This window comes from Longispora albida DSM 44784, from assembly GCF_000379825.1.
GTDB lineage: Bacteria > Actinomycetota > Actinomycetes > Mycobacteriales > Micromonosporaceae > Longispora > Longispora albida.
The window spans coordinates 134,430-157,810 of the sequence record NZ_KB903825.1 but is presented as its reverse complement, the minus strand read 5'-3'; the positions used below and the strand labels follow the sequence as shown (position 1 = coordinate 157,810).

The following is a 23,381-nucleotide window of genomic DNA, read 5'->3' as shown; positions in this document are numbered from 1 at the left end:
GCCGTGCCGGATTTGATTGCGCTATTCAAGTTTTCCAATGGGTGTCACGCCGCCCGCCGCCGGCAATACGTTCTTCTGTTTCGGTTGAATTTGTGCTGGTTGGAATGTCTACAGGGGACTGGAGATTGTGTGCCGCGTGGTGTTGACTGTGACCGCAGCAATCCATATGCGAGCGTCGCGAAGGAATCCCATGTCTGTCTCCACCCCTCTCACCGTGGGCGATCCCCAGGCGGGGGAGCGCCCCGGCCGGGCCGAGCGGCTGCTGCTGCCGGCAACGTTCATCACGAACCTCGGTAACAACATCCAGGTCATCGCGGCAGCCCTGCTGCTGATCCAGGCGAACAAGGAAGGCTCCGTCGCCTTCGCCGTGAGCTGGCTGTTCATCGCAGTGGCCATCCCGCAGATGCTGCTCAGCGTCTACTTCGGCAGGCTGGCCGACCGGTTCGACCGGCGGACGATGTGCATCATCGCCGACGTGTGCAGCATGGTCGCGGCCGCGTCCCTCCCGGCATTCCTGCTGCTCGGCGGGAATGCGGGCATCGGGGTGTACATCGGTAACTTCGCGCTGGCGTGTTTCGCCGCCGTGTTCATGCCGGCCAGTAACGGGCTCGTCAAGGAGCGCATTCCCGAGGCGCGGCTGGGTAAATTCAATGCCAATTTCGATATCGCCACCCAGGCGGGCACGCTGATGTCTGCCGCGATCGGCGGTTTCATGATCCAGTGGTTCGGCGCCGAGCCGATGCTGTTCTTCAACTCCCTGACGTTCCTCGGTTCCGCCGTGCTGCTGTTCCTGATGGGCAAGCGCCCGGCGGACCCGGCGCCCGCCGCTGTCCCGGCCGGGGTCACCGGCCCGGCCCCCGAGCCGGCCGAGCCGACCTTCACGCTGGTCAAGGCGCCGGTGGTCCGGCTGTCGATGTTCGTGTCGCTGGTCTTCGTCACGATCACGCTGAGCAACGTGCTCAACCCGGTGTTCGTGATGTCCACCCTGAAGAAGGGGGCCGGCGCTGTCGGCATCGTCGACACGATGGCCGCGATCGGCTTCCTCATCGGCGGCGTGCTCTACAAGCGGATCTCCGCCAGGTTCGGCAACTTCACGATCGCGGTCGCGGCGTTCGTGCTGTGCGCGGTGCTGACGGCCTTCCAGGCGTCCTTCGGGCTCGTCGGCATGATCGTGCTGCTGGCCCTCGGCGCGCTGGTGCTCTGCCACGCCTCGGTCGCCGCCCGGACGCTGCTGATGACCTCCGTGCCGGAGAACAAGGTGTCCGGCGTGTTCGGCGCGGTCAACGCCTTCCGGCTGGGCTTCGCGACCGTCGCGGCCCTGACCATCTCGAAGTTCGCCGACGACACCAACATCGAGTACGCCTTCTTCGCCTTCGGCGGGCTGATGCTGGTCGTCTCGGTGGTCACCGCGCTGACCCTCATGGGCACCCCGAAGAACGCCCGCGCCGCCAGCTGGTAGGCCACCCCACCTGGGGTAACCAGCGTCACAGAGCAGCCCGTCCCGGTTTGCCCGGGGCGGGCTCCTCTGTGTCCATATCGGACTTGGAGATCGGCTGGGCCAGGTGTTTCACTGGTCCGTCCACAGTTGATCTCTGGAAGGGCACGCATGTCCGTCAGCTCGACCCTGGTACCACCCGCCACGGGCCCCTCCCTGGCAGAACGCCTGTTCGTCCCGGCGAACTTCATCGCGAACCTGGCGAAGAACGCCCAGCTCCTCGCGGCGTCCATCCTGCTGATCAAGGCCGAGAAGACCGCGCTGGCCGTCGCGGTGCTCGTCGTGGCCAACGCCATCCCCACGGTCGGCCTGTCGCTGTGGTTCGGCAGGCTGGCCGACCGCTTCGACCGCCGTACCCTGTGCCTGGTGTCCGATGTGGTCAGCGCGGTCGCCGCCCTGGCCCTGCCGCTCTGGATGCTGTCGGGCGCGCCGGTCAACGCCGGCATCTACGTGACCAACTTCGTGCTCGCGGTGTCGGCCGCCCTGTTCGTGCCGGCCAGCAACGCCATGATCAAGGAGCGGGTGCACGCGGACCGGCTCGGCGCGTTCAACGCCCGGTTCGAGATCTCCACGCAGGCCGCGGCGCTGATCTCGGCGGCGGTCGGTGGCTTCCTGATGAAGGCGGTCGGGATCGAGCCGGTGCTGTACTTCAACGCCGTCTGCTTCGTGGTCTCCGCGCTGCTGTTCTTCGCGATGGGCCGCAAGCCGGCCGTGGCGACCGTCGAGGTGACCGACGCCGAGGGCAAGACGACGACGGTCGTGGCCGCTGACGCCGGTACACCGGTACGGGCACCGATCGTGAAGATCTCCGTGCTGTTCGCACTGGTCCTGGTCACGGTGACCCTGAGCAACGTGCTGAACCCGGTGTTCGTGCTGGAGACGATGAAGGCCAGCGAGTTCGAGGTGGGCCTGGTGGACGCGTTCGCCGGCATCGGCTTCATCGTCGGCGGGCTGTTCTACAAGAAGATCGCCAAGCTGGGCAACTTCACCATCGCGATCGGGGCCTTCGTGCTCTGCGGGCTGGTGACGGCGTTCCAGGCCTCGTTCGGGCTGGTCGGCATGATGGCGCTGCTCGGCGTCGGCGCGTTCATCCTGTGCAACGCGGCGATCGCCACCCGGACGCTGCTGATGACGTCGATCTCCGCCGACCGGGTCGGCCGGGTGTTCGGCGCGGCCAACGCCTTCCGGGTTGCCTTCGCCGCCGTGGCGACGCTGACCCTGGCGCAGTTCGCGGACAGCCAGAACGTCGAGTACGCGTTCTTCGCGTTCGGCGCGCTGATCGCCGGTGTCGCGATCATCTTCGGTGTGCTGCTGTGGCGCACTCCGGCGGAGCGCCGCGCTGTTTCCTGGTAGCGCCGCAAGATCGTGGGACCCCTCACGTCGCTATAGCGACATGAGGGGTCCCACCGCCATTACGGGCGTAGCGTCCACTTCTGGCCGGAGCACGTGGCCAGTTCGAGCTTCGTGCCGTTGGTGGGGTTGTTGCCCACCGGGGCCAGGCACTTCGTGCCGCTCGTGACCGTGCCGTCGGCCTGTGCCACCCACTGCTGCCCGGCCGAGCCGTTGCAGGTCTGGATGGCGACGACCGCCGCCGCGCCGTCCAGGCACACGCCGCCCTTGCCGGTCAGCGTGCCGTTCGCGTTGAACGACCAGCGCTGGTGCGTGGCGCCGTTGCAGGAGTAGAGCGTCGGCTGGGTGCCGGGCGTGGTCGAGCCGTAGGGGATGTCGGTGCACTTGCCGGTGGCCTGGTGCACCAGCTCCACATTGGCCGGAGCCGGTACGGCAGTGCCGGTCGCCGTCAGCTCGGCCGCCGACGTCCACGGCCCCCGGTTACCGGCCTCGGTGATGGCCCGCAGCCGCAGGTACCGGCCGGTCGCCGCCGGGAAGCTCACCGTCTTCTCGGCCGAGGTGTCCGCGAACGTCCCCGTCCCGACCGGGCTGCCCCAGGTCGTGGTGGAGTTCGACACGTACACCTCGTACTGGCCGATCCGGCCGTTCACGCCGCCGTCCTGGCGGGGCAGGTAACGGAGCGAGTCCACCTTGTACGCCGCGCCCATGTCGATCTGGATCTCGTGCGGCAGCGTGCCACCCGACCAGGCCGTGTGCCACATGGTCGACGTGTTGCCGTCGAACGCGTTCGCAGCGGCGTTGTTCGCGCTCGCCGTCTCCTGGCTGTCGGCGTACACGAGCGACCAGCCGGTCTTCGGGATCGCCGGGGAGCCGGGCGGGGTGGACGGGGCGGGCAGCGAGGCACCCGCGATCGTCACCGAGAACGCGCCGCTCTGCGAGCCGGCCTTGGTCCACAGCACACCGGCCTCGAAGTACCAGCCGGTCGCGGCGGCGTCGTACGCGGCCTTCGTGCCGTGCGCCGGAAGCGCCGTGCCGCCGAGCGTCACCGAGGCCGGAGCCGTCGCCACGTGCGTGGTGAACTCGTAGCCCCGCGAGGCCGGCTTGCCGGTGTAGGAGCCGGTCGAGGCGCCGACGCTCACCGTGATGTCACCGGTACCGGACTGCGGAGCGGTCACGTTCACGGCCTGGGTGGCGAAGGAACCGGTCTGGTAGGCACGGGTGACGCCGTCGTCCTCGTACAGGTTGAACGAGGAGTTGCCGCGCGGGTAGATGTCGTAGGTCAGGGTGCTGACCGGCTTCTCCCCGGTGTAGTTCATCTGGGGCCACATCGGCACGATCGCGCCGCCCTTGACGAACAGCGGCAGCCGGTCGAGCGGCGCGTTGTAGCCGTTGATCGTGGTCGGGCCCTGGTAGACGGTGCCGGTCCAGTAGTCGGTCCACGTGCCGGCCGGCAGGTAGATGCCGTCGCGGGTCGTGGTGTTGGAGACGACCGGGGCGACCAGGAACGAGTCACCGGCCATGAACTGCCCGCTGGTCGCGTTGCCGCGCGCCACCGGGTCGTCCGGGTACTCCAGGACGAGCGCCCGCGTCGACGGCGTGCCGGTCAGGCTGGCGTTGCGGCTCATCGTGTACATGTACGGCATCAGCCGCATCTTGAGCTGGAGGTACTTGCGGTTGACGCTCAGGTACGGGTCGGCGAACCGCCACGGCTGCTTGTCGTTGTAGCCGGTGGCCGGATTCGTCGCGCCCCAGCCGGACATCGTCATGAAGGCCGGCGTGAACGCCTTCCACTGGAGGTCACGGGTGAAGGTGGCAGGGGAGCCGGAGAAGATGCCGTCCACGTCACCAGCGGCGTAGTTGTGCCCGGACAGCCCGGCCCCGGCGATGGCCGGCACGTGCCAGCGCATGTCGTCCCAGGTGCCGTACGTGTCGCCCGTCCACACCACAGCGTTGCGCTGCGTGCCGGCCCAGCCGTCGACCGTCCACACGAAGCGGCGGGCGTCGGAGTTGTTCTCGATGCCGTTGACGGCCTGCTGCACGCCGTCGAAGGCGTACTTGTAGCCGGAGCCGATCCAGGCCACGTCGGTCTTCACGGCCCGGGTACCGGCGGTGCCGACCTCCCAGCCGATGTTCGCCAGGCCGGTCGACGTCCACAGGCCGGTCTGGAAGCCCTTCGCCTTCAGGTCGGTGACGACCTGCTGGAGGCTCTCGTAGTTGCAGCCGTAGCCGTCGTTCGGGAGGAACCAGCCGCTCGGCATGTCCTTCGCGCGGGCGTCGCTGGCGTACGCGACCACGTCCGGCGTCTTCAGGTGCCCGGCGCGGTTCTGCGGACCCTGGTTCGGGTCGGTGTCGTACGTGCTCCAGCAGTCGGCGTTGCCCAGCTCGAAGCCCCACATCGGCGCGAGGAACGGCTTGCCGGTCACGTCGGTGTAGGCGTTGAGCACGCCCTTGAGGCTGGAACCGGCGAAGTAGTACGCGTCGAACCGGTTCTCGTCGTGGGTGAAGTTCGACGGGCCGGTGAAGGCGTAGGTCCCGCCAGCCCACGTGTTACGGAGCACGCCGTAACCGTTGGTGGACATGTAGAACGGCGCGGGGGAGGCGTTGGTGTTCTCCCGCCACTTGTTGTCCACCTTGACCGGTACTGTCTTGTCGCGCAGCGCCCACTCGCCGAGCCGCAGGCCGGTGCCGTAGAACTGCTCGTCGGCACCCCGGCTGAGCGCCTGGGTCGTGGCGCTGCCCGTCCAGCTCAGCGGGGCCGACTCGGCCCAGAGCAGGGTGGCGTTGTCCGCACGGTACGCCTCGAACCGCAGCGGGGACTTGTTGACCCGCAGCGTGACGGCGCTGGTGTTGATCCGGTAGTAGGACCCGGCGTCCGACCAGTTCGTCGTGACCGCGCCGAAGTCGGTCCTGATCGTGATGTCGGTGCCGGCCGGGTCGGTGAACGTCCCGTTCGGCGCGAGCTGCACCCGGAAGATGTCGGCCCTGGCGAAGGTGACCTTGGCCTTGGCGTTCCCGGTGAGCGTGATGTTGTACGTGCTGCCCGCCTGGGCGAAAGCGGTGACATTTCCAGCGGTCGCGGCTGCCGCTGGGGACAGCGGCATGGTCGCGAGGGCAGTGCCACACAGGAGGGCGCCCAGTAGCAGGCGAAGGCTGCGCGGAGGTGAAGTCATGGCGCTCATTGGGCAGCCGGCTGCCCATTCATGTCAATGCTTCGCTAGAAACGAGCAGTAACGAGCATGAATGGACGAACGGGCTGCGGATTCGCGCAGAGTTTGCGCCGTCGGCGGTTGGTTTGTGATGCAACCTGTGTGATTCCGTCGCTGGCCTAGGAAAGGTACTCCACCACTGTGGACACGATGCCGGCGTCGCGGAGGATGCGCTGGTGGCCCAGGCCCTCGGTGAGGACGAGCTTGCCGTCCGGCCAGGCGTCGGAGATCGCGATCCCGTCGGTGTGCAGGGTCTGCTTGTCCCGCCTGTCGTGGATCACGAGGGCCGGAGGGAGGCTCGAGGCCAGGGCGGCCCTGGCCGGGATGTTGAAGTCGGCCATCGGCCGTCCGACCCTGCGTTCGAGCCGCTGGAGGAAGCCGGCCCGGATCGGCTCACCGAAGCCCAGCGCCTTGCCCCAGCCGTAGCTGTACGGCACCGGATCGGCCATCGGCGCGATCATGACCAGCCGGTCCGCGGTCAGCCCGTCGAGGACGGCTGCCGCCACGGCGCTCGACCCGGCGGAGTGGCCGATGAGCGCGTGGGCGGGCCCGCACACCGTCACGACCCTGGTCAGCGCCTCGGCGAACTCGGTCAGCAGGCCGCGCCGCTTCCCGAACCCGCCGGGCGCCGACCCGCCGTGGCTGGGCGCGTCGAGGCCGATCACCCGGAACCCGGCCTCGGTCAGCGGGGCGATGAAGTGCTCCCACTGTGAGCGCCAGCCGCCCCAGCCGTGCATCAGGTACACGTTCGGGCCGGAGCCCCAGGACTCGACGGCGAGGTCGCGGCCGTGCAGCTGCACCGGGACCCGGGTGCCGGGCGCGGCGGCCGGCTTGATCCTGCCGCGCGGGACCGTGCACCACAGCCGCTCGGCGAGCGCGGAGCCGAGGCCGGGGGCTGTGCGCTCCAGGGTCCAGAAGGCGCCACGATAGGTACGAACGATCGTGCTTTTTACCAGCGAGGAAGCGGCCATCGGGATCAGCTCCAAAAAAAAGGGGGGTTAGCGGGCCTGGTCGACCAGGTTGCCGAAGGATCGCCGGGTCCTGGTCTCGGCCAGCGGGTCACGCATCATCCGGTAGGCGTGGTAGAAGCCGAGCATCACGCCATACAGGTCGTGGGCGAACTGCTCGGGGTCGGCGTCTTCGCGGAAGTGGCCCTCCGAGACGCCGCTGCGGAACATCAGGGCGATGGATTCCAGCAGGTCACGGTGGTCGCGGACCAGCTGGTCGCGCACCGGGCCCTCCTGGTCGTCATACTCGGTGGCGGCGGCGACGAAGACGCAGCCCGCCGCTGCCGAGCGCCCGGTCTCCATCCAGCACTCGAAGAGCGTGGTCAGCCGGGGGATGCCGCGCGGCGCGGCGATGGCGGGATGGATGACCAGCTCGGTGAAGCTGTCCCTGGCGAAGGCCAGGACCTGCAGCTGCAGGGCCTCCTTCGAGCGGAAATGGCCGAACAGCCCGCTCTTGGACATCTTCATGCTGGTCGCGAGGTTGCCGATCGTCAGGCCGGACAGGCCGAGCCGGCCGGCAGTGGACACCGCCTGCTCCAGGACAGCCTGACGGGTCTCCTCACCCTTACCCATGACGCTATTTTGCGCACGATCGTGCGGTCACGTCAAGCTCTTGATCATCCGGAACGCGTCCTCCACGCCGCCGGTCACGTCCTGGATCGGGTACAGCACTCCGCGGACGGTGGCGGTCGCGTCTAGGACGAGGGTCAGCCGCTTCAGCCGGACAGTACCGCCGGCGCGGAAGGTGGGGAGGCGCAGCGCGGTGGTCAGCTCCAGGCCGGCGTCGGACAGCAGCGGGAAACGGATGCGGTTGGCCTTGGCGAAGGCCGCCTGCTCGCTGGGCAGCTGGGTGCTCAGGCCGGACACGGCCGCGCCGAGCGCCGCGAACTCGTCCAGCCGGTCACGGAACGTGCAGGCCTCCAGGGTGCACCCGGCCGCGCCGGGGATCTGGCCGGCGCCCGGCATGCCGGTGCCCGGATAGCAGTAGAGCACCGTGAAGGCGCTGTCCACTGCGAAACCCTCGACTTTTGTACCCACGAGAGCGCGCACCCGCTGCGCCTCAGCCGACCCCGGCTCCGTCGTGGCACTCGTGCTCCCGTCGCCGAGCAGCCACGTGTCGCCCCACTCCTGGAGCGCGACGAGCACCGGCAGCGCGCCGCGCCCGAGATCCGTGAGGACGTACTCGGAGCGCGGCGGCCGGTCCGAGTACTGCCGCCTGGCCAGCACCCCGGCGTCGGTCAGCTTGACCAGCCGCTCGGTGAGGACCTTGCGGGAGACGCCCAGCTCGGCGCGCAGCTCCTCGAACCTGTGCAGCCCCCGGGCCACGTCGCGGAGCACGAGCAGGCTCCACCAGTCGCCCACCACGTCGAGGGCCTGCGCGATCGCGCACTCTGAGTCGTCGAGCCGGGTACGTCGTGCCATCGGCCCAGTATAGTGAGTTCCCAAAAGAGACTGAGTCAGGTTAGGGTACCGGCCATGCGCGGCATTCCCCGGATCGTGTGGACCCTCGCTGCCGGGCGGTTCGTCAACGCCATCGGCAGCTTCGTCTCCCTCTACCTGTTCCTCTACCTGTCCGGCCCGCGCGGTCTCAGCCTGACCACGGCCGGCCTGATCAGCGGCGGGCTCGGAGCCGGCGTGCTGATCGGCAACTTCACCGGCGGCTGGTTCGGCGACCACTACGGGCACCGGCGGGTCATGCTCCTCGCGTCCACTGTGGGCGGGATCGGCGTGATGACGATCCCGTGGCAGCCGGTGTGGCTGCTGTTCCTGGCCATGCCGGTGCTCGGGTACGCGGGCGCGACGGCCGGGGTGTCACAGGGCGCGCTGGTCGCGCTCGCCGTCGAGCCCGGCGACCGGCGGCGCTCGGTCGCGGTGAGCCGGGCGGCGTTCAACGCGGGGTGCGTGATCGGGCCGCCGCTGGGGGCGCTGCTCATGGCGTACAACATCGAACTGCTCTTTGTTCTTGATGGTCTTGTCACGCTGGCCGTGCGCGCCGTGACCGCACGGCTGCTGCCGGGCGAGCCGCCACGGGAACCGATCAGGCCGGGCAAGCCGGCGGAACGGAAGCTGTGGCGGGCCGTCGTGGCCGATCGCAGCCTGCTGATCCTGCTGCCGGCCATCGTCGTCGTGGACCTCGTCTACCGGCAGCTCTACTCGACCCTGCCCGTCTACCTGCGCGACAGCGGCCACCCCGTCGGCCTCTACGCCGCCCTGATCGCGATCGGCTCCGGCATGATCCTGTGCCTGGAGATCCCGGCGGCCGTCGCCCTGCGGAAGCGGCCGGCGCTGGTGATCATCGCGGCCGGATACGGGCTGGTCGGGCTGGGCTTCGCCGTCTTCGGCCTCGGCCGGGCCGCGTGGCTGATGGTCGCCGCGATGGTCGTGCTCACCATCGGCGAGATCCTCTACAAGACCACGGCCACCGCGCACGTGCTCGACTCCGCGCCGCCCGGGATGGAAGGCAGGTACCAGGGCCTCTACATGGGCGCGGCCACCAGCGGCTCGATGCTCGCCCCACCCGTCGGAGCCCTCGTCTACGGCCTGGCCCCGGGACTGCTGTGGCCGCTGTGCGCGCTCGCCGCGCTCGCCGCGGCCCTCATCGCCTGGCGGGCCCGGTGTCACGATCGTGGGACCCCTCAAGTCGCTATAGCGACTTGAGGGGTCCCACGATCACAGCGGCTTGTGGAAGTGCACGTCGGCGGCGCCGGCCGGCAGGCCCTGGGTACGGCCGGTCTCCAGGTAGCCGAGGCCACGGTAGAACTCGGGGGCCTGGAAGGTCATCGAGGACACGACGATCCGGGTACAGCCGCGCCGGCGGGCCTCCTCCTCTGCGGCGGCGATCAGCTGGCGGCCCCAGCCGTCGCGGCGGTGGTCGGCGTGCACCCAGAGCATGTTGATGCCGGCGCAGCCGCCCCAGGTCCAGCCGGTCAGGCCGCCGATCAGCTCACCCTCGGTGTCCGTGACCTTGACCGACAGTTCCTGCTCGTCGCTCGCGCCGGTCGCGGCCCGGTTGAAGGCCGTCAGTTCCGCGTCGAGGCGTGCCTTGAGGTCCGCGTCCTCCGTACCAGTGACGATCTTCCCCGCTGATTCCATGACCAGGGAGTATAGGCAGGGGCCTGCCGCCTCACCTTCGGCCAGCCCCCGCCGGTTCACGTCAGCTGTCAGCAGCCGCAGGCGCCCCACGTCCACGAGCCACAGAAGACAGTGCAGTCACCGTTGTACTCGCACCAGCGGTACTGCTGGCGCTCCCTGCCCGGGCAGGCCTGGTGGCCGGCGCACCGGGTCTGCTTGAACTCCCCGGCGCAGCCGGCCCGCGCGGTGGCCCGGGGAACGAGCAGGCCGAGCAGCCGGTCGCTGAGCTTTCCGATCATTTTTCCTCCCGTGTGGTGAGAGTGCCGGTGCCCCGTCGCACCGGCGACGCCTCGCACCGTATTCGACACAGATACATGTGTCGATACATGTTCCCGGATTGCCGCCGTCCCTTGACCGACCCTTGTGCACTCCCTTGTGACGTTGCCCGGAGATCACGGCGCGCCGGAGAGTGTGAGGGTCGCCCGCTGGCTTTCCCCGTCGGCGTTCGCGTTCCTTAACGGTCTTCCGTGTTCGGGTGATGAAGCGCACACTGTGCCGATGAGTGTTGAGTCGGGGCTGCTGGGCAGGGAGGAAACGCTCGGACGCTGCCGGACCCATCTGCGGGGTCCCGGCGGGGTGCTCCTGTACGGTCCCGCCGGCATCGGGAAGTCCACACTGGTGGACACGCTCGCGGCGGAGGCGGCCAGATCCGGGCAGCTCGTCCTGCGGAGCACGCCATCGGCCGCGGAGGCCGAACTGCCGTATCTCGCCCTGTTCGACCTGTTCGGCGCCCAGCTGGCAGCCCCGGACCTGCCGCTGCCGCCGCACCTGCGCGCCGCGCTGGAGACCGCGCTGCTGCGCAGTGCCCCGCGTACCGGCGAGGCCACCGGCCCCCTCGCCATCCGCATCGCCGTCGTCGAGCTGCTGCGTGCGCTCGCCGACCGGCAGCCGGTGCTCCTGGTTCTCGACGACGTGCACTGGCTCGACCCGGCGAGCGGTGGCGTGCTGGCCTTCGCGGCCCGCAGGCTCGACGGCAGGCCCGTCAGGGTACTGGCAGCCGAGCGCATCACCGCCGGCGACGAGCCGTTCTCCGCCGAGCTGATGCCGGCCCCCCGGCTGGAGGTCGGGCTGGACGGGCTCCCGGAGATCCTGCTCGGGGAGCTGTTGCGCAGCCGGCTCGACATGGCGCTGCCGACGGAGACGCTCAGCCGGGTACGCGCCGCCAGCGGGGGCAACCCGCTCTACGCCCTCGAACTCGGCCGGGCACTGCGCCGGCGGGGCGAGCCGGTGGGGCCGGACGATCCGCTGCCCGTACCGGAACGCCTCCGCCAGCTCGTGGCCGACCGGCTCGCCGCGCTGCCCGACCCGGCGATGAGCACGCTGCTGCTGATCGCGGCGGCTGCCCGGCCAGCCCCGGCCCTGCTGCCGGCCTCCGATCCCGGGCTCGCCATCGCCCTCGACGCCGGGGTGCTCCTGGCCGAGCCAGGCGGTGACTGGCGGTTCAGCCACCCGCTGCTCGGTGAGCTGGTCTACGCCGACGCCACACCCGAGCAGCGCCGCGCGGCCCACGCCGCCCTCGCCCAGGCCGTGGACGATCCCGTGGAACAGGTCCGGCATCGCGCCCTCGCGACGGCCTCACCCGACGCAGGGCTGGCTGAGGCGCTGGCCCGTGCCGCCAGGGTCGCGGCGGCCCGTGGCGCCCCGGCGACAGCTGCCGAGCTGGCGCGGCTCGCCGCCGGCCACACCCCGGGCGAGCCGGAGGTGGCGTCCGCCCGGCTGCTGGACGCCGCCGAGTACGCCTACGCCGGCGGCCTGCCCGACCAGGCCCGGAGCAACTGCGCTGCCGCCCTGCGCGCCCCGAGCCCCCGGGTCAGGGTCGGAGCCCGGCTGCTGCTGGTCGAGATGGCCGGGCTCGACCGGGCCGGCGTGGACGAGCACCTCGCCGCAGCCGAGTCCGACGCCCAGGGTGACCTTCCGCTGTCGGTGCGGGTCCGGCTGCGCAGGGCCGAAGAGGAGATCATCGCGGGCGGGGCATCCTCTGGCCTCGCCGCGCTGGACGAGCTCGGCTCGCTGGTCGGGGCCGACGAGGACCTGCGGCTGTCGGCGGCGGCGCTGCGCGTACCCCTGGAGCTGCAGCGAGACCCGGCCCGCGCCGAGGCGATCCTGGCCGGGGCGAGTGACCTGGCCGAGGGCCGGCCGCTGACCAAGGCGAGCGTGTTCCTCCGGCTGAGCTGGGCGGTGGTGCAGCTCCGCCGGGGCGAGGTGGAAGCGGCGACCCGGATCCAGGAACGGCTGCGCGCCGACGTGGAACGCGCCGGGCGGATCTACGACCTGTGCGACGTGCTCTACATCCTCGCCTCGATCTACGACCGGGCCGGCCGCAGTGCCGAGGCCTGCGCGGTCGGGACGCTGGGCGGGCGGCTGTCGGAGGAGGTCGAGCACCCGCAGGGCCCGGCGACCCTGATGCTCGGGTCGGCAGAGCTCAACGGCGGCACCGTCGAGCGCGCGGTCGGCCTGCTCGACGACGCGATCGCCCAGGCGGCGCGGGCACGTAACCCCGAGCCGCTGGCCTATGCCCTCGGCCTGCGCGGCCGGGCGGAGATCCTGCTCCGGCGGCCGTCCGGTGCCGTGCGCGAGCTGGAACGGGCCCGGCGCATCCTGCACGGCCTCGGATACACCGACCCCACCACGATCCTGATCGACGCGGACCTCGCGGAGAACCTGGCCCTCACCGGGGCGCAGGCCGAGGCCGGCCGGGTCATCACCGAGACACTGTCCGAAGTGGACCGGCTGGGCCGTGACGTCGCCCGGCTCGGCCTCGCCCGGGCTGCCGCCATGCTCGCCGGGATCACCGGGGACGCGCGGGCGGCCGCCGACCGGCTGCGCGCGGAGATCCCGGCCGAGCATCCGTACCCGCTGGAGATCGCCCGCGCCCACCTGAGCCTGGCCGCCCTGGAGCGCCGGGCCCGCCGGCGTGCGGCCGCGCGCACGTCGCTCCAGGAGGCGCTGAGCCGGTTCGCGCACGCCGGCAACCAGCCGTGGCAGGAGTACACCCGGGTCGAACTGTCCAGACTCGACACCGAGGGCCCGCTGACCGACGTGGAGCTGCGGATCGCCGAGCTGGTCAGGGCCGGTGCGACGAACCGCGAGATCGCCGGCATCCTGCACCTGTCCGTGAAGGCGGTGGAGGCCAACCTGACCCGCCTCTTCCGCCGCCTCGGCGTCCGCAACCGCGCCGAGCTGATCAGCAGGGCGCCGAACGGCTGACCAGCCTGGCTTCCCTTTCCTCCGTCATGAGCGGTCCTCCCGGAACTCGGCGTGCCTCCGGGCCATCGGGTCGTACTTGCGGAGCACCAGCCGGCCGGGATCGTTGCGCCGGTTCTTGCGGGTGACGTAGGTGTAGCCGGTGCCGGCCGTCGAGCGGAGCTTGACGATCGGGCGTACGCCGGTCGGCTTCGCCATCTCAGTGCTTCCTTCCTGTCTTCCTTGTGGGCAGAGCTTCTGCCGTACCGGTGAGCCGGCCCCCGTGAGGTCGCCTCGCCTGCCCGTGTGCTTATGATAACGACAATCATTTTCAACTTGTTCCCTGGAGGCTGGAATGCGCGAGGTGCGCCTGCTCACGGACCTGCGGCCCGCCGTCACGGTGGTCGGCGGGTTCTCGGCCGAGGCGAGCGGCGCGGCGGCCGGCGCCCTGCTGGAGACGGACCCCAGCCTCGTCGTGATCCGGCACGCGCTGACCGGCGGCACGGTGCACCGGCTCGTCTGGGGTGCTGAGGGCGTGCTGGAGGACGAGCGCGTGGACCTCGTACACGGCTGCGTGTCCTGCACCCTCCGGGAGGACGTGCTGCCGGCTATGGTCCGGCTGGCCCGCAGGTTCCCGGCCCGCGACCAGGTACTGGTCCTGCCGGCGGCCGTCGAGCCCGAGGCCGTGGCCGAGGCGTGCGGGCACTGCCTGGTGGACGGCGCGCCCGCCGGCGAGTCGGTGCGGATCACCACATACGTGACAGTGGCCGACGCCGCCTCCTTCCTCGCCGACCTGACCAGCGAGGACGAACTCCGGCACCGTGGCGCCCACGCAGCGGACGACGACAACCGGGGCGTGGCTGACGTGGTCGCCCGGCAGGTCGAGTACGCCGACGTCGTCTGGCTGCACGGCTCCTCGCCGGACGGCGCGTACGGCACCGCGCAGCTCCGGGTACTCCTGCGCAGGCTCGCCCCGTGGGCAGCCCTCGCGGAAAGCCCAGCCGAGGTCCTGGGCCGCCGCGACCACAGCGCCACCCGCCCGGCGATCCTGGCCCGGGGCCTTGAGGGATACCTGGTCGGAGCGAGCGGCCCAGCCGACTGCGACATCGTGTCCACTGTGTACGCGACCCGCCGCCCCTTCCACGCTGAGCGGCTGCACGAGTCCCTCGAAGAGATCACGGCGGGGTGCGTGCGCAGCCGGGGGCACATGTGGCTCGCGAGCCAGCCGGGCACCGTGGTCGCCTGGGAGTCGGCGGGCGGCGGCGTGGCCCTCAGCGGCCTCGGCCGGTGGCTGGCGTCCCTGCCCGGCGACCACTGGACAGAAGCCAGCCCGTACCGGCAGATCACGGCGGCGGCGCACTGGGACCCCTACTACGGCGACCGGTGTACCCGGCTGGCCTTCACTGGTGTGGACCTCGACATCGCAGCCCTCCGCGAGCTGCTCGACTCCTGCCTGCTCACCGACGCCGAACTATCCGAGGGCATGCCCACCTGGATCACCTGGGACGACCCGTTCACAGGCTGCTTCACCCTGGAGAGGACCTGAGGTCATGAAGAAGAACATCCATCCCCGGTACGACTACGTGGTCTTCCGCGACAAGAGCGCCGACTTCGCCATCCTGACCCGGTCGACCATGACCAGCGACAAAACGATCGTCTGGACGGACGGCCGGACCTATCCCGTCGTGGACGTGGAGATCTCGGCCGCGAGCCATCCCCTGTGGACCGGGCGCCAGCGCGTGATGGACACGGCCGGCCGCGTCGAGAAGTTCCACCGCAAGTACGGCAAAAGCTGACTGGCGCCCATGATCCTCCGCCTCGTCAGATCGCCGGGTTTCTGCGGGAGCCGGGCAGACCCAGCATGCGGCGGGGCTTCTCCGCCCCACCTGTACGCCGGAGAGCGTGAAGCCGACCGGCCGGCAGCGTGTGCTGGACGCTGCCGGCCGGGGTTGCTAGCCGATCAGCTGGCCGTCCTGCATGGTCAGCTGGGTGCCGGTGAACCAGCGCCGGAAGCTCCGGTCGTGGGAGACGGCGATGATCGTCCCCGGGTAGGCGGCCAGCGCCTCCTGGAACTCCTCGATCAGGTTCAGTGACAGGTGGTTCGTCGGCTCGTCGAGGATGAGGAGCCCGGCGGGGCGGGTGACGAGCCGGGCCAGTTCGAGGCGGCGCTGCTGGCCGATCGACAGTACCCGGACGGGGCGGTGGAGATCGTCCACAGTGAACAGTCCGAGGCGCAGCAGCCGTTCGGCGTGGTCCTCTGGCTGCCCGCGCAACCCTGCGGCGAAGGCCGACAGGACCGTCGCCCCGGGCGGGACCGCCGGTACTTCCTGCTTGAGGTACCCGAAGCGGGCCGGCCGCTGCACCGTCCCCTGGTCGGGCGTGAGGTCCCCGGCGAGGACGCGCAGCAGTGTCGTCTTGCCCGCGCCGTTCGGGCCGGTGATCAGGACTCGCTCGCCGGGCTCGACGGCGAACTCCGGTACCTTGAGCCGCCCGTCGACCACCACGTCCGCCAGCCCAGCCCCGGCTGGCTTGCCGGCCAGCTGGGCCGAGAAGCGCAGCGGGTCCGGCGGGCGGGGCACCGGGTCGTCCTCGGCGCGGCGGAGCCGTTCGCGGGCGTTGCGTACCTGTGCGGACAGGCCGCCCTCGTGGTCACGCCGGTGGCCAGAGTTCTTGATGACCTTGGGTTTCGGGTACGCGGCGTTGATTGCCTCGATGCCGGAGTCGGCCAGCTCGGACTGCCGGGCGATCTCGGCCAGCCACGCCGCGTACTCCTGCTCCCAGCGCCGCCGGGCAGCGGCCTTCGCCGTCAGGTACCCGGTCCAGCCGTCGCCGTAGCGCTGCACCGTACGCCGGTCGCCGTCGACTTCGAGGATCGTGGTGGCGATCCGGTCGAGGAACGTGCGGTCGTGGGTGACCGCGACGACCGTGCCGCGGTAGGCGCGCAGCTGCTTCTCCAGCCACGTCATCGCCTGTTCGTCGAGATGGTTCGTCGGCTCGTCGAGCAGCAGCAGCTCGGGGGACGCGGCGAGCACGCAGGCCAGGCCCAGCCGGGACTGCTCGCCGCCGGAGAGCGTGCCGAGGATCCGGTCGCGGCCGAGGCCGCCGAGCCCGAGGTGGTGCAGTGCCCCCGCCAGCCTGGCGTCCGCCTCGTATCCGCCGCGTTGCTCGAACGCGGCCAGCACATCGCCGTACACAGTGAGGGTTTCTTCGGTCAGGCCGGCTTCCAGAGCCCGGAGCTGACGCTCCAGGTCTCGCAGTTCTGATAGTGCGACATCGATGGCGTCGTCGACGGTCAACGCCGGATCCAGGTCAAGCGTCTGGCCGAGATAGCCGATGCCGCCAGGGGCGGAGACAGTCACGTCGCCCTGGTGGTCCTGGAGTCCGGCGATCAGCCTGAGCAGCGTCGACTTCCCCGAGCCGTTCTCGCCGATCACTGCGGCCTTCTCTCCACTGCGGACAGAGAGGGACACCTGATCGAGAACGACTTTTTCCTGGTACGCCACGGTGGCAGCGCTCACAGCGAGCTGAAACATGGGTGCTTCCTTCGAAAAAAGACATGGGTGTACCGGCTGGCGCGAGGCGCGAGCGGATTAGAGGTAGAACACCCAGAAGGAAGACATGAGCCGACCGTACCCGCCGCCCGCGACGGAACGCGACCGAATTACCCCTCGACCAAGGCTGGGCGGCGCGGATCGTCCCACCGGACCACCACGTCGGCGAAGGACCCCGGCGACACCTCGTCCTCGTACTGCTCGATGGCCGGCAACGTCCACGCCTCCTCAGGCGGCGTACGCCGGGCGAGCGCGCCGGGGGAGAGCGCGATGTGCACGGCGTAGTCGAGCGGAAGCCCCTGCCCGAGGAGCAGCGGGCCGTCGAGGATCAGGACCCCGCCCGGCGGAAGAGTCACATACGCCGCCCGGCTCGCCCGGTCCGTGGCCGCGTCCCGGAGCGAGGGCAGGACGCGGCCCGTGCCGCCGGGGGAGAGCGGGGCCAGCACCTCGCGGGTCAGACCTGCCGCGTCGAGCCAGCCGGTGTAGTACGACTCGGGGTCCTCCCGGCCCAGCTCGAACCGCAGCGAGGCTGCCCGCAGGAAGTCGCCGGCCCTGACCCGCAGGGCCGGCCTGCCCAGCAGCCTCAGCGGCTCGGCCAGCGCGTCGGCGAACTCACCGGGCCGGGCCGCGCCGGCCCCGTCGACCGCCACCCGGGCCCACCCCTGGGCGGGGAACCGGGTGGCGATCCGCCCGGCGACCTCAGCCGCCAGCGCTTCGGGGGTGATCGGCCGGGCACGCATGCCAGCCATTCTCCCCAGTGAGGGTTACCGGCTCAGGTTCCGGTACCGGTGGACGGACAGCGGGACGAAGATCGCCAGCAGGACGACCGGCCAGGCGAACGCGTGGAGCAGCGCGTGCTCGGCGACCCAGGAGCCGCCACCGGCCCCGGGATTGCCGAACAGGTCACGCATCGCGTACACGGTGGCCGACAGCGGGTTCCACTCGGCGATCGCGCCCAGCCAGGCCGGCATGCTGGCCGGGTCGGCGAAGGTACTGGTCACCATCGTCAGCGGGAAGAGCAGGGTCTGCACGGCCGCCGCGGCCCCGGCGCTGCGGATCAGGAGCCCGAGGTAGATCCCCATCCAGAGCACCGCCAGCCGGAGCAGGAGCAGCAGCCCGATCGCCGCGGCGGCCTCCAGCGCGCTGCCCCGGACCCGCCAGCCGAGGACCAGGCCGGTGGCGATCAGGATCGCCAGGTTCGCGACGGAGTTGAACATGTCGGCGGTGTTCCGCCCGGCCAGCACGGCTGCCTGCGACATCGGCATCGACCGGAACCGGTCGGTGATGCCCTTGTCCGCGTCGGCCTGCACGGCGATCATCGTCTCCGCGATCCCGAAGGTCACCGCCATCACGAACATGCCCGGCATCAGGAACTCCAGGTAGTCCCCGCCGCCCGGCACGCGCATCGCGCCGCCGAACAGGTACCCGAAGAGCACCACCAGCATGATCATGAAGGCCATGCCGGCGATCACCTGCCCGGGCATCCGCACCCAGTGCGCCAGCCCGCGCTGCGTCATCGTCCACGAGTCCCGGATCATCGTCGTCACGCCACGACCTCCTTCTTCCGTCCCGTGAGATCGGTTTCTTTTTCCTTATGGCCGGTCAGGTGCAGGAAGACCTCATCCAGCGTCGGCCGCCGGACTCCGATGTCCTCGGCGGTGATGCCCTCGGCCGCCAGGTCGCCGGCCACCCTGGTCAGGGCGGTCACCCGGTCGCGGACGGCCACGCTGACCCGGCGCTCGTCGGCGTCCGTCTCCGGCGGGCTCTCCGAGTACCTGGCCAGGACCCCGGCCGCGCGTGCCAGGTCGGCGGCGTCGTGCACGACCACGTCGAGCCGGTCGCCGCCGATCTCCGACTTGAGCTGGCCGGGGCTGCCCTCTGCGGTCACCCGGCCGGAGTCGAGCACGCAGATCTGGCCGGCGAGCTGGTCGGCCTCGTCGAGGTACTGCGTCGTGAGCAGCACCGTCGTCCCGCCGGCCACGAGTTCGCGGACCATGCTCCACACCTCGTTGCGGCTGCGCGGGTCGAGCCCGGTGGTCGGCTCGTCGAGGAACAGCACCGGCGGGGCCAGGATCAGGCTGGCCGCGATGTCTAGCCGGCGCCGCATGCCGCCGGAGTACTGCTTCACGGGTTTCTTCCCGGTCTCGTCCAGCCCGAACCGGCCGAGCAGCTCGGTGGCCCTGGCCTTCGCCGCCCGGGTACCGAGGTGGTGGAGCCTGCCGAACATGACCAGGTTCTGCCAGCCGCTCAGCACCTCGTCCACGGCCGCGTTCTGGCCGACCAGGCCGATCCGCCGCCGGACGTCCGCCTGCCGGGTCCGCACGTCGAAGCCCGCCACCTCCGCCCGGCCGCCGTCCGGCCGGAGCAGGGTGGACAGGATCCGCACCGCTGTGGTCTTCCCGGCACCGTTGGGGCCGAGCAGGCCGCAGACGGTGCCTTCCCTGACGCTCAGCGCGAATCCGCTGAGCACTTCCTTGCTGCCGTAACGCTTCCGCAGGCCTTCGGCCAGGATCGCGGGCACGGCTGCCTCCCTCACTTTAACTGGGTACGCTGTACTCGATTGCCGCGTACAGCGTACCCAGTTTTAGGATGATCCGCATATGACCACCGAGTACACCGGGACCGGCGACCCGGCAAAGAGCCTCGAGCTGCTGTGGGGCACGAAGAACCCGCCCAGCCGGGGGCCGCGCCCAGCGCTGACCGTCGAGCGGATCGTCGCCGCAGCCATCGAGGTGGCCGGAGCGGAGGGCTGGCAGGCGCTGTCCATGCGCCGGGTCGCCGACGCGCTCGGCGTCGGCACCATGACCCTCTACCGGTACGTGCCGGGCAAGGGCGAGCTGCTCGACCTGATGATGGACGCGGCGTTCGGCGAGCTGGACCGCCGGCCCCACGAGGGCACCTGGCGGGAACGCCTCGACCGGGTGGCCCGGGCCAACTGGGAGCTGTGCCACCGGCACCCGTGGCTGCTGAACATCTCGATGTCCCGCCCGGTCCTCGGCCCGAACGTGCTCGCCAAGTACGACCACGAGCTCGGCGCCGTCGACGGCCTCGGCCTGTCCGAGATGGACATGGACGCGATCCTCACCCTCGTGCTCAGCTTCGCGGCCGGCGCGGCCCGGGTCTCCGTCGAGCAGAGCCAGGCTCCGCAGCGCACCGGCATGACCGACGAGCAGTGGTGGAACGCGCACGCCCCGATCCTGGAGCGGCTGTACAAGGCCGACGAGTATCCGCTCGCGCAGCGGGTCGGCACGGTCGTCGGCGAGGCGATGCAGGCGGCGTACGACGCCGGCCACGCCTTCGAGTTCGGCCTGGCCCGGGTGCTCGACGGCATCGAGGTCTACATCGAGGACGCCGCCGGCTGAACAGGCATTGACCCTGGGCGATCGGAGAGCTTGACTGTCGGCACCCTATCCAGCTCCAGAGAGGACAGTGTGATGACCCGACGGCTCCTAGCGGTGCTCGCCTTGCTGGCGACAGCCGCGATGCTCGCCACCGGTACCGCCGCCACCACGGCCGTCGCCGACGGCCCCGGTGACTTCGTGTGGAACGACTGCCCGTGGGAGGCGCAGCCGGACGGCACCTGCCGCCCGTAACACAGTGAGAGCGTGTCCCCGAGGGTGCCCGGGGGCATTACTGGCCCTTCACCGACACGGCCACCCAGTCGACGAGCATGGGACGGCCAGGGACGGTCGCCGGCGTGACGCCACCGCCGAACGCGGCCGGGAGCCCGCCGCCCATCGCCACGTTCAGGATGAGCATGAAACCCTGGGTCGCCTGACGCCACGCGGCCGGCTCGACATCGGCCGCCCTGACGGTCTGGCCGAGTACACCGTCCACGTACCAGCGGATCTCGGCGGCGTCCTGCTCGATCGCGTACGTGTGGAAGCCGGTCAGGCACGCCGCGCACGCCCGCTCGCCCGACCCGAGCCCGGCGGGTTCCTTGCACGGCCCGCCGGGGAACGTCCCGCAGTGGAAGGTCCCGAACACCGCCGGCCGCCCGTTGACCTGCTCCAGCACGTCGATCTCGCCCACGCCCGGCCACCCGGTGTACCCGTCGCGCAGCTTCCCGCCCAGCAGCCAGAACGCCGGCCAGTACCCGGCCAGCTCCGCCGGCGTACCCTGCGGGAGCTGGACCGAGGCCTCGGCGCGCAGCGTACCGCCAGGCGGGGCCGCGAACGCCCGCTGCTGCGTCTCGATCCGCCCCGACGTCCACTTGCCGCCGGCCAGGGCCGGTGTGATCGACAGGTGCCCGCCGGAGACCCGCACTGCCGCCTCGGTCATCTCCTCGATCTCCCCGGTACCCCACTGCGGGGCCGGGCAGCCGGGATAGCAGGTACCGAGGTCGTAGAGCCAGTTCTGCGCGGACAGTGCCGTGCCGGTGAAGTCGTCCCGGAACACTTCCTGCCAGCCCTGCTTCTGGACCGGAGGGGAGGAACAGGAAGCCAGGAGCAGGCACAGCACCAGCACGGCACGTCTCACAGCAGTCCCTTCGCGGCGAGAAGCTGCTCGACGCGCGGGGCGAGCAGTGTGGTCAGGGTGTTCGTCAGGTGCGTGTCGTCGCGGTAGAGCAGCACTCCGGCGATGACGGCCGGGCACTGGCTACCCGGGCACAGCACGTCGTTCACGTCGACCACCTGGAGGTCCGGCCGCTGCCGGCCGGCCAGCGGGTCGGCGCGCAGCCCGGTCTGCCGGGGGAACTGGCACGCTTTCCAGTCCTTCAGCGCGCCGGAGACGCACGATGGCACGTCCTTGCCGGGCAGGGGAGTGGCCTTCAGGTAGGCGACCGGCGCTCCGCTCCTCCCGAGCTGGGTGAGCGTCGCCTGCCAGGCGGCCAGCAGGGCCGGCTGGTCGGCCGTGTAGCTGTTCAGGCTGGTGGCCAGGATCAGCTTCGGCTTCTGCCCGGCCGAGATCCGCTCCAGCGCGTGCTGCCGCCACACCCCGCATTCCTTGTACTCCCGCCCGAGCTGCGGGTTGGTCACCGTCAGCGCGGGCAGCGGGCAGCCCTGCTTGGTCAGAACCTCCACTGTGTACCCGCGGCGCGAGGCGATCTGGCTGACAGCCGGATACCACTGGGCAGCGTGGGAGTCGCCGACGAGGACGATGCGTTCCTTGCCGGTACCGAAGGTGCACGCCGGGCTCGCCGTCGCGGCCGGGGCGACCAGGCACTCGCCGGGCAGCGGGCCGTAGTCGGTGCGGGCGCTCGCCGGGCCGGGCAGGACGGGGCCTTCGCCCGGCGGGTTCGCCGAGCTGGCCGCAGCCAGGAACTCCGAGATCGTCGGGAGCCGCGCGGGACTGTCCCGCATGGCCTGGACGCTCGCGGTGCCGATCAGGAGCCCGGCGGCCACGGGCAGCGCCACGGCTGTCGCGCCGATCGCCAGGCCCCGCCTCGGGAGTACCGAGATGGTCGTCGAGAACCGGATCGGCCGCTCGACCAGCCACAGCGTCGCGGCGGCCAGCAGGCCGGCCAGCCCGACCAGCGCCACCTTCACCGGCCAGCCGAGGGCGCCGTAGCGGGCCTCCGCGAGGACCAGGACCGGCCAGTGCCATAGGTACCAGGAAAAAGACAACCGCCCGATCAGCCGCAGCGGACCCCAGGCCAGCAGCCGCGCAGGGCCGGCGTTGGACAGCAGCACGGCGATCGCCCCCAGCGTGGGCAGCAGGGCCGCAGTGCCGGGGAAGGCGGTCTTGTTGCTGAACAGGACCGTGGCGGCGGCGATGGCCAGCAGGCCTGCCAGGCCGAGCGTGCCCCGCGTCCAGACCGGCAGCCGGGCTACCCGGTGTGCCACGATCGCGGCCAGCGCGCCCAGCCCGAACTGCCACGCGCGGGTCGGCGAGGACAGGTAGGCCAGCGGCCCGTTGGTGTCCGTCCACTGGAGTGACAGCGCGAACGAGGCCGCCGTGGTGATCACGATCGCCGGCACGAGGAAGCGGAACCGCGCGGCCACCAGCAGCAGCGGGGCCCACAGCAGGTAGAACTGCTCCTCGACGGCCAGCGACCAGTAGTGCAGCAGCGGGCTGGGATCGCCGGCGTGCAGGTAGTCGGTCTGCGCGGCGATGAACCGCCAGTTCGCGACCTGCCCGGCCGCCGCGATCACGTCCCCGGCGATGTCCCGCTGGCGCAGCGGCGGCAGGAGCAGCCAGCTCGCGGCGGCCGTGACCAGCAGGACGACGCCGGCGGCTGGCAGGATGCGCCGGGCGCGGCGCGCGTAGAAGTCCGCGAGCGAGATCCGGCCCGTCTTCGCCAGCTCGGCCAGCAGCAGGCCGGTGATCAGGAAGCCGGAGATCGCGAAGAAGACGTCGACGCCGACGTAACCGCCCCCGAAGTACGGCACCGCGGCGTGGAAGCCCAGCACGGTCAGGACAGCGATGGCGCGCAGTCCCTCGATGTCCGTGCGGAAGGGTTCCTTCGCCGCCGGTGGCGTGGCGACCGGGGCGGCGAGGGTCAGCGTGCCCACGG

The 23,381-nt window shown here is 70.9% G+C and carries 21 protein-coding genes; 8 read left to right on the top strand and 13 right to left on the bottom strand.

Translation table 11 applies throughout. The annotated features are described in order from the left end of the window. Positions 1–190: 190 nt before the first annotated feature. Complete coding sequence (locus A3G1_RS34900) at positions 191–1,459, top strand: MFS transporter (protein WP_083936933.1); 1,269 nt, start codon at positions 191–193, stop codon at positions 1,457–1,459. A gap of 147 nt (positions 1,460–1,606) precedes the next feature. After that, entirely contained in the window at positions 1,607–2,848 is a 1,242-nt protein-coding gene (locus A3G1_RS34895; RefSeq protein WP_018350187.1) for an MFS transporter, read from the top strand. Positions 2,849–2,907: 59 nt separating this feature from the next. On the opposite strand, the gene A3G1_RS34890 is transcribed toward A3G1_RS34895, so the two are convergent. The 4 genes from A3G1_RS34890 to A3G1_RS0114400 all read right to left on the bottom strand — a co-directional run bounded on the left by A3G1_RS34890 (position 2,908) and on the right by A3G1_RS0114400 (position 8,480). Next, entirely contained in the window at positions 2,908–5,946 is a 3,039-nt protein-coding gene (locus A3G1_RS34890) for a TIM-barrel domain-containing protein (RefSeq protein WP_018350186.1), read from the bottom strand. A gap of 224 nt (positions 5,947–6,170) precedes the next feature. Further along, positions 6,171–7,022, bottom strand: coding sequence for an alpha/beta fold hydrolase (locus A3G1_RS0114410; RefSeq protein ID WP_018350185.1), 852 nt, complete (start codon positions 7,020–7,022; stop codon positions 6,171–6,173). A gap of 27 nt (positions 7,023–7,049) precedes the next feature. After that, positions 7,050–7,631: a TetR/AcrR family transcriptional regulator gene (locus tag A3G1_RS0114405; RefSeq protein ID WP_018350184.1), complete on the bottom strand. Its 582-nt coding sequence runs from the start codon at positions 7,629–7,631 to the stop codon at positions 7,050–7,052. Between the two features lie 27 nt (positions 7,632–7,658). Beyond that, positions 7,659–8,480 (bottom strand): winged helix-turn-helix transcriptional regulator, encoded by an 822-nt coding sequence (locus A3G1_RS0114400; protein ID WP_018350183.1) that lies wholly within the window; start codon positions 8,478–8,480, stop codon positions 7,659–7,661. A gap of 54 nt (positions 8,481–8,534) precedes the next feature. On the opposite strand from A3G1_RS0114400, the gene A3G1_RS0114395 reads away from it, so the two are divergent. After that, positions 8,535–9,716 (top strand): MFS transporter, encoded by a 1,182-nt coding sequence (locus A3G1_RS0114395; RefSeq protein WP_018350182.1) that lies wholly within the window; start codon positions 8,535–8,537, stop codon positions 9,714–9,716. Between the two features lie 12 nt (positions 9,717–9,728). Here the strand turns inward: A3G1_RS0114395 and A3G1_RS0114390 are convergent, their stop codons facing one another. Both A3G1_RS0114390 and A3G1_RS0114385 read right to left on the bottom strand, forming a co-directional pair. Next, positions 9,729–10,151 carry a GNAT family N-acetyltransferase gene (locus A3G1_RS0114390; RefSeq protein WP_040478501.1) on the bottom strand — a complete coding sequence of 141 codons (423 nt, stop codon included), beginning with the start codon at positions 10,149–10,151 and terminating at the stop codon, positions 9,729–9,731. A gap of 68 nt (positions 10,152–10,219) precedes the next feature. Next, on the bottom strand, positions 10,220–10,429 hold the full coding sequence (locus A3G1_RS0114385) for a hypothetical protein (RefSeq protein ID WP_018350180.1): 210 nt from the start codon (positions 10,427–10,429) through the stop codon (positions 10,220–10,222). Between the two features lie 259 nt (positions 10,430–10,688). On the opposite strand from A3G1_RS0114385, the gene A3G1_RS0114380 reads away from it, so the two are divergent. Then, positions 10,689–13,397: an AAA family ATPase gene (locus A3G1_RS0114380; protein ID WP_040478396.1), complete on the top strand. Its 2,709-nt coding sequence runs from the start codon at positions 10,689–10,691 to the stop codon at positions 13,395–13,397. Positions 13,398–13,421: 24 nt separating this feature from the next. Here the strand turns inward: A3G1_RS0114380 and rpmG are convergent, their stop codons facing one another. Beyond that, the gene (gene rpmG / locus A3G1_RS0114375; protein WP_018350178.1) at positions 13,422–13,592 is read right to left on the bottom strand and encodes a 50S ribosomal protein L33; all 171 of its coding nucleotides are present in this window, start codon (positions 13,590–13,592) and stop codon (positions 13,422–13,424) included. Between the two features lie 136 nt (positions 13,593–13,728). Between rpmG and A3G1_RS0114370 the strand changes: the two genes are divergently transcribed. Further along, positions 13,729–14,919 carry a CobW family GTP-binding protein gene (locus tag A3G1_RS0114370; protein WP_018350177.1) on the top strand — a complete coding sequence of 397 codons (1,191 nt, stop codon included), beginning with the start codon at positions 13,729–13,731 and terminating at the stop codon, positions 14,917–14,919. A gap of 4 nt (positions 14,920–14,923) precedes the next feature. Then, entirely contained in the window at positions 14,924–15,169 is a 246-nt protein-coding gene (locus A3G1_RS0114365; protein WP_018350176.1) for a type B 50S ribosomal protein L31, read from the top strand. A 156-nt stretch (positions 15,170–15,325) separates the two neighbouring features. Here A3G1_RS0114365 and abc-f read toward each other — a convergent pair whose 3' ends face one another. The 4 genes from abc-f to A3G1_RS0114345 all read right to left on the bottom strand — a co-directional run bounded on the left by abc-f (position 15,326) and on the right by A3G1_RS0114345 (position 19,445). Then, positions 15,326–16,906: a ribosomal protection-like ABC-F family protein gene (abc-f, locus tag A3G1_RS0114360; protein ID WP_018350175.1), complete on the bottom strand. Its 1,581-nt coding sequence runs from the start codon at positions 16,904–16,906 to the stop codon at positions 15,326–15,328. Between the two features lie 128 nt (positions 16,907–17,034). Further along, complete coding sequence (locus A3G1_RS0114355) at positions 17,035–17,664, bottom strand: nucleoside/nucleotide kinase family protein (protein ID WP_018350174.1); 630 nt, start codon at positions 17,662–17,664, stop codon at positions 17,035–17,037. A 24-nt stretch (positions 17,665–17,688) separates the two neighbouring features. Then, positions 17,689–18,462 carry an ABC transporter permease gene (locus A3G1_RS0114350; protein ID WP_051110557.1) on the bottom strand — a complete coding sequence of 258 codons (774 nt, stop codon included), beginning with the start codon at positions 18,460–18,462 and terminating at the stop codon, positions 17,689–17,691. A 5-nt stretch (positions 18,463–18,467) separates the two neighbouring features. After that, positions 18,468–19,445 carry a daunorubicin resistance protein DrrA family ABC transporter ATP-binding protein gene (locus A3G1_RS0114345; protein ID WP_018350172.1) on the bottom strand — a complete coding sequence of 326 codons (978 nt, stop codon included), beginning with the start codon at positions 19,443–19,445 and terminating at the stop codon, positions 18,468–18,470. A 79-nt stretch (positions 19,446–19,524) separates the two neighbouring features. Between A3G1_RS0114345 and A3G1_RS0114340 the strand changes: the two genes are divergently transcribed. After that, positions 19,525–20,286 (top strand): TetR/AcrR family transcriptional regulator, encoded by a 762-nt coding sequence (locus tag A3G1_RS0114340; RefSeq protein WP_018350171.1) that lies wholly within the window; start codon positions 19,525–19,527, stop codon positions 20,284–20,286. A 72-nt stretch (positions 20,287–20,358) separates the two neighbouring features. Next, the gene (locus A3G1_RS40555) at positions 20,359–20,517 is read left to right on the top strand and encodes a hypothetical protein (protein WP_157641139.1); all 159 of its coding nucleotides are present in this window, start codon (positions 20,359–20,361) and stop codon (positions 20,515–20,517) included. 37 nt (positions 20,518–20,554) lie between these two features. On the opposite strand, the gene A3G1_RS41425 is transcribed toward A3G1_RS40555, so the two are convergent. Both A3G1_RS41425 and A3G1_RS0114325 read right to left on the bottom strand, forming a co-directional pair. After that, positions 20,555–21,403 (bottom strand): family 16 glycosylhydrolase, encoded by an 849-nt coding sequence (locus A3G1_RS41425; protein ID WP_211216310.1) that lies wholly within the window; start codon positions 21,401–21,403, stop codon positions 20,555–20,557. Continuing rightward, complete coding sequence (locus A3G1_RS0114325; RefSeq protein ID WP_018350168.1) at positions 21,400–23,379, bottom strand: acyltransferase family protein; 1,980 nt, start codon at positions 23,377–23,379, stop codon at positions 21,400–21,402. Before A3G1_RS0114325 ends, A3G1_RS41425 begins: the two co-directional genes overlap by 4 nt. Positions 23,380–23,381 lie beyond the last annotated feature (2 nt).

Coding starts and splice junctions, on each gene's coding strand:
- A3G1_RS34900 (WP_083936933.1), top strand. CDS start 191: ATGTCTGTCTCCACCCCTCTCACCGTGGGCGATCCCCAGGCGGGGGAG.
- A3G1_RS34895 (WP_018350187.1), top strand. CDS start 1,607: ATGTCCGTCAGCTCGACCCTGGTACCACCCGCCACGGGCCCCTCCCTG.
- A3G1_RS34890 (WP_018350186.1), bottom strand. CDS start 5,946: ATGCCGCTGTCCCCAGCGGCAGCCGCGACCGCTGGAAATGTCACCGCT.
- A3G1_RS0114410 (WP_018350185.1), bottom strand. CDS start 7,022: ATGGCCGCTTCCTCGCTGGTAAAAAGCACGATCGTTCGTACCTATCGT.
- A3G1_RS0114405 (WP_018350184.1), bottom strand. CDS start 7,631: ATGGGTAAGGGTGAGGAGACCCGTCAGGCTGTCCTGGAGCAGGCGGTG.
- A3G1_RS0114400 (WP_018350183.1), bottom strand. CDS start 8,480: ATGGCACGACGTACCCGGCTCGACGACTCAGAGTGCGCGATCGCGCAG.
- A3G1_RS0114395 (WP_018350182.1), top strand. CDS start 8,535: ATGCGCGGCATTCCCCGGATCGTGTGGACCCTCGCTGCCGGGCGGTTC.
- A3G1_RS0114390 (WP_040478501.1), bottom strand. CDS start 10,151: ATGGAATCAGCGGGGAAGATCGTCACTGGTACGGAGGACGCGGACCTC.
- A3G1_RS0114385 (WP_018350180.1), bottom strand. CDS start 10,429: ATGATCGGAAAGCTCAGCGACCGGCTGCTCGGCCTGCTCGTTCCCCGG.
- A3G1_RS0114380 (WP_040478396.1), top strand. CDS start 10,689: ATGAGTGTTGAGTCGGGGCTGCTGGGCAGGGAGGAAACGCTCGGACGC.
- rpmG (WP_018350178.1), bottom strand. CDS start 13,592: ATGGCGAAGCCGACCGGCGTACGCCCGATCGTCAAGCTCCGCTCGACG.
- A3G1_RS0114370 (WP_018350177.1), top strand. CDS start 13,729: ATGCGCGAGGTGCGCCTGCTCACGGACCTGCGGCCCGCCGTCACGGTG.
- A3G1_RS0114365 (WP_018350176.1), top strand. CDS start 14,924: ATGAAGAAGAACATCCATCCCCGGTACGACTACGTGGTCTTCCGCGAC.
- abc-f (WP_018350175.1), bottom strand. CDS start 16,906: ATGTTTCAGCTCGCTGTGAGCGCTGCCACCGTGGCGTACCAGGAAAAA.
- A3G1_RS0114355 (WP_018350174.1), bottom strand. CDS start 17,664: ATGCGTGCCCGGCCGATCACCCCCGAAGCGCTGGCGGCTGAGGTCGCC.
- A3G1_RS0114350 (WP_051110557.1), bottom strand. CDS start 18,462: ATGATCCGGGACTCGTGGACGATGACGCAGCGCGGGCTGGCGCACTGG.
- A3G1_RS0114340 (WP_018350171.1), top strand. CDS start 19,525: ATGACCACCGAGTACACCGGGACCGGCGACCCGGCAAAGAGCCTCGAG.
- A3G1_RS40555 (WP_157641139.1), top strand. CDS start 20,359: ATGACCCGACGGCTCCTAGCGGTGCTCGCCTTGCTGGCGACAGCCGCG.